The 3,920-nt window shown below is 57.1% G+C and carries 4 protein-coding genes; all 4 read right to left on the bottom strand.

What is annotated here, in order from left to right; all coding sequences use genetic code 11:
• Positions 1–122: 122 nt before the first annotated feature.
• From rsmI to QZR21_RS08455, 4 genes are read right to left on the bottom strand one after another with little or no spacing between them, the layout of a single operon-like run.
• Positions 123–962, bottom strand: a complete 840-nt coding sequence (gene rsmI, locus QZR21_RS08470; protein ID WP_296100235.1) for a 16S rRNA (cytidine(1402)-2'-O)-methyltransferase — start codon at positions 960–962, stop codon at positions 123–125.
• Positions 959–1,705 (bottom strand): tRNA1(Val) (adenine(37)-N6)-methyltransferase, encoded by a 747-nt coding sequence (locus tag QZR21_RS08465; RefSeq protein ID WP_296974925.1) that lies wholly within the window; start codon positions 1,703–1,705, stop codon positions 959–961. Before QZR21_RS08465 ends, rsmI begins: the two co-directional genes overlap by 4 nt.
• Positions 1,698–2,534: a stage 0 sporulation family protein gene (locus QZR21_RS08460; RefSeq protein ID WP_296974921.1), complete on the bottom strand. Its 837-nt coding sequence runs from the start codon at positions 2,532–2,534 to the stop codon at positions 1,698–1,700. The genes QZR21_RS08465 and QZR21_RS08460 overlap by 8 nt, the downstream gene beginning before the upstream one ends.
• On the bottom strand, positions 2,522–3,550 hold the full coding sequence (locus QZR21_RS08455; protein ID WP_296974919.1) for an AAA family ATPase: 1,029 nt from the start codon (positions 3,548–3,550) through the stop codon (positions 2,522–2,524). The genes QZR21_RS08460 and QZR21_RS08455 overlap by 13 nt, the downstream gene beginning before the upstream one ends.
• Positions 3,551–3,920 lie beyond the last annotated feature (370 nt).

Genomic DNA, 3,920 nt, shown 5'->3' with positions numbered 1-3,920 from the left:
AAGCGCCTTCCTTTTATTCTTGGCCGAGTTATGACGAAGCAGTGCATAAAAATCCAAGAATGAAATCTGACTCTGCGAATTAATCAGCGCTTCCCTAGACCTCAATTCTCTTCACTCAAATCTCAATTCTTAATTAAAAACTGGTACACCTCTCGCCTTCCCATATGGAAGGCAGTGGCGATTTCCCGGGCCGCTTCTTTGGCGGGCATGGTCTTTGCCAGTTCCAGGGCCTTTTCCTGCCAGCTGGTGGCGCTGTCTTCTTCTGCCGCCATGTCATGGTTCCATCCTTCCACAAGGATCACGTATTCCCCTCTCGGGTCTTCTATGTCCATGCCTTCCCGAAGGGATGTGAGGGTGCCCCGGTTGAATGTTTCAAATTTCTTTGTGAGCTCCCGGGCGGTGACCGCTTTCCGGTCCCCCAGGGCTTTAATGAGGGTGTCCATGGTCTCTTTGATCCGATGGGGCGCCTCGTAAAAGATGAGGGTAAAGGGCACCTTCTCCAGGTCCCCTAAGAGTTTCTTCCGCTTCGCCGTGATTTTCGGCAGGAATCCTACGAATACGAACTGCCTGGCATCCAGGCCCGATGCCACCAGGGCCGTCAGGGCCGCGTTGGGTCCCGGCAGGGGGACGATGGGGATGTCCGCCGCAATGGCGAGACGGACCAGATCCGCCCCGGGGTCCGAAATCACCGGCATACCGGCATCGCTGACCTGGGCCACCGTCTTTCCTGCTTCCAGTTCTTCAATAAGCTTCGGTCCCGCCTCTTTTTTATTGTGTTCATGGTAGGACACCACATGGCCCCCGATGCCCAGATGGTCCAGGAGGATCCTCGTGTGCCTTGTGTCTTCGCAGGCGATGATATCCGCCTGCTTCAGGATTTCCACAGCCCTTTCCGTAATGTCCGACAGGTTTCCTATAGGTGTCGGTACCAGGTACAGAGTACCTGCTGTCAGTTCCTTCATGGTGTCTCCTTCCCGTAGATGGCCAGGACTTCGTCGGTATAAGAACCGTCATCATTGTGCAGGAGCAGCGGCGGCTCCACCGTAAGCTCCGGGTGGCCGCCGTATTTCCATTCCATGAGCACCCTGACCGCCGTGTGCCCTTTCCGGGCATAAATAAACCGCATCCTCTTTGGTTCCATGCCATACTTTCTCCCCAAAGCGATGAGGTCCGCCGTCCGGTCGGCCCGATGCACCATGGCCAGCCGTCCGCCATATTTTAAAAGATACCGGCTCGTGTGAAATACTTCTTCCAGCGTGGCATTCAGCTCGTAGCTGGCGCTGGCCACGCCCTTCATGCCGCTCATTTTCCCGCTGCCCACTTCCCGGTACGGCGGGTTCACCACCACCAGGGAAAAGGACCCCGAAGGGAAGGCCTTCTTTGCCTCCCGGTAGTCCCCTTCCACCACGGAAATCACATCTTCCCTATGGTTTCCTGCCACATTGCGGCGCGCCAGGTCCGCCATCACCGGATTCACCTCGAAGGCCGTAATATCCCGGCCCCCCAGGGCGGACATGAGGAGGGCGATAACCCCGGTGCCGGTGCCCAGGTCCGCGATCCGCTCTTTCGGCCGGATGGCGGGGTAATGGGCCAGCAACACCGAATCCACGGAGAAGCAGAACTGGTCCGGCCGCTGGATGAGCTTCATCCCATCCCGCACGAGGTCGTCCAGCCGCTCCCCTTCCTTCAGCTGCCAATCAGCCATTCTCTTCCTTCTCCACTTCATCCCAGGGGAAAATCTTCGTCTTCTGTCCTTCCAGCTGCACCTTCACCGTGTGCTTCTGGCTGTTCACGTAAATGACCTGGCCGCTGCCTTCTTCGGTGACCACCTTCATGCCCACCCGGAAAAGGGGTCCCTTCTTCCGGTCCATGCAGCACCGCTTTTTCTTCGTGTCCCCTTCGTACTGGTCATTTTCATAGCGCAGACAGCACATGAGACGGCCGCAGACGCCGGAAATCTTCGAAGGATTCAGGGAAAGGCCCTGGTTCTTCGCCATCTTGATGGAAACCGGCGCAAATTCCCCGAGGAACGTAGCGCAGCAGAGGGGCCGTCCGCAGGAGCCGATGCCGGATACCTGCTTCGCCTCATCCCGTACCCCCACCTGCCGGAGCTCGATGCGGGTATGGAAAACGGAAGCCAGGTCCTTCACCAGTTCCCGGAAATCCACCCGGCCTTCAGAAGTGAAGAAGAAGACGATCTTATTCCGGTCAAAGGTATACTCCACCCGGAGCAGCTTCATGGGGATTTTGTACTTCTCGATTTTCTTCAGGCAGATACCGAAGGCCGACTTCTCCCGTTCCTTATTCCGCTCCAGCTGTGCCATATCCTTCATGGTGGCCTTCCGGATGATGGGCTTTAAGGGATCATCGCCCTCGATTTTCGGGTTCTTCGGGAAAAGGACGGCATACCCGTATTCCTTGCCCCGGGACGTTTCCACAATGACCCCGTCATCCAGATGGATGTCGAGGTTGTTGGAATCAAAATAATAAATTTTACCGGCCGGCTTAAAGCGGACACCGATTACCTGTTCCATGTCTTTTCGCCTTTCTGCAGTTTTTCTAATTCAATGAGAACCATGTCCCATACATTCTTTATATTGATATACCGGGAAACAGCGGTTTCCGCGGTCTTCAGCACTTTCACAGCCTCTTCCCCCCGGCCCTCTCCCCAACGGGGCGCGACGGCTGCCTCCCTGGCAGCTATGGAGCGGCACCGCACCAGGGACGAATCCCCGGTCTCCGCCAGCACCATAATATCCCGGCCCACCAGGGAAATCCAGCGGATCATCTTCAGGAAATCCTTCCAGTCTTTGAAGACCACCGTACTTTCCCGGGCAAAGGGAGCCACGCCGTCAGTCATGATTTCCCAGAAATCCATGGCGCTGCCGGGCTGGGCGCTCCCCTTCTCATCGCAGACCTCCAGGGTAATCCCCGGATTTCCCTCGGACATCTGGAAAAGGTCGTCCTCCGCCATACCCCGGGGAAATGTAAATTTCTTCGGATACGCTGAAATGAGGTCATGGTAATCTTTCCGGGAAAGGGGATAAAAGCCGAACCGTTCCCCCCGGGAAACGATGGTGGGAAGCAGGGCATCCAGGTCATGGGTGATGAGGATGAAATGGATATTTCCTTCCGGCTCCTCCAGGGTCTTCAGGAGGGAATTGGCCACAGGCTCCATCATGGTCTGGGCCTCATCGATAATGCACACATGGGGCTTCTCATCAAAAGAAGCCATGGCCGTAAGGAATACCCGGAACTGCTCGATCTTCAGCTCCATGCCCTGGGGATAGAGATACCATACCCGCTCCCCTGCCAGGGTGAGGGCGGGCATCTTCTTCCACTCCTCCTCCGGCACCGCTTCCACCGCCGCCGGGAGATCCTCCCCCGTCCCCGCCAGCGCCGCCGCCAGGTCCAGGGCCGCCGTAGTCTTCCCCAGCCCCTCGTCTCCGTAGAAAATCAGGGTATGGGGCAGCCGGTCCTCCTCCAGCAGTCGGGAGAGTTCTTTCTTTACCTTTTCCTGCCCGTATACATGGGGAAGAAATTCACTCATACACGCCTCCATAAGAATCCATGATTATTCTACCATGGGAGAAAGGGAATGGCAAAAGGAGCCGCCACGCCGCGGTCGGATGGCTTGATGTCATGCGAACGGGTGGGGGCTTCCAGCTGCCAGGGAAACTGATCAGCCTGCGGCATGACAGTTTTCCCGTCGAATCGTTGGAGCGCCGCAGACTGCTGAGTATTTCCAGGAGCCAGAAGCCCCATACGTGCCCATGCAGCTCAGCCACACACTCGCGGCAGAGCCGCTGGAGGTCTAGACCTGGACCTAGACCTAGATCTAGATCTAGATCTTTAGGGCCTACGGCCCTGTCCCTCGATCTCGACCTCGGCCTCGATCTCACTTGCCCGCAGGGCCTGTC

Origin of the sequence: uncultured Dialister sp., assembly GCF_900541605.1 — a bacterium.
Classification (GTDB): domain Bacteria; phylum Bacillota; class Negativicutes; order Veillonellales; family Dialisteraceae; genus Dialister.
This window is presented reverse-complemented; position numbering and strand designations above follow the sequence as displayed.

What these genes read in the sequence shown, in the direction of transcription:
- QZR21_RS08455 (WP_296974919.1), bottom strand. Translation starts at nt 3,550, where the DNA reads ATGAGTGAATTTCTTCCCCATGTATACGGGCAGGAAAAGGTAAAGAAA.
- QZR21_RS08460 (WP_296974921.1), bottom strand. Translation starts at nt 2,534, where the DNA reads ATGGAACAGGTAATCGGTGTCCGCTTTAAGCCGGCCGGTAAAATTTAT.
- QZR21_RS08465 (WP_296974925.1), bottom strand. Translation starts at nt 1,705, where the DNA reads ATGGCTGATTGGCAGCTGAAGGAAGGGGAGCGGCTGGACGACCTCGTG.
- rsmI (WP_296100235.1), bottom strand. Translation starts at nt 962, where the DNA reads ATGAAGGAACTGACAGCAGGTACTCTGTACCTGGTACCGACACCTATA.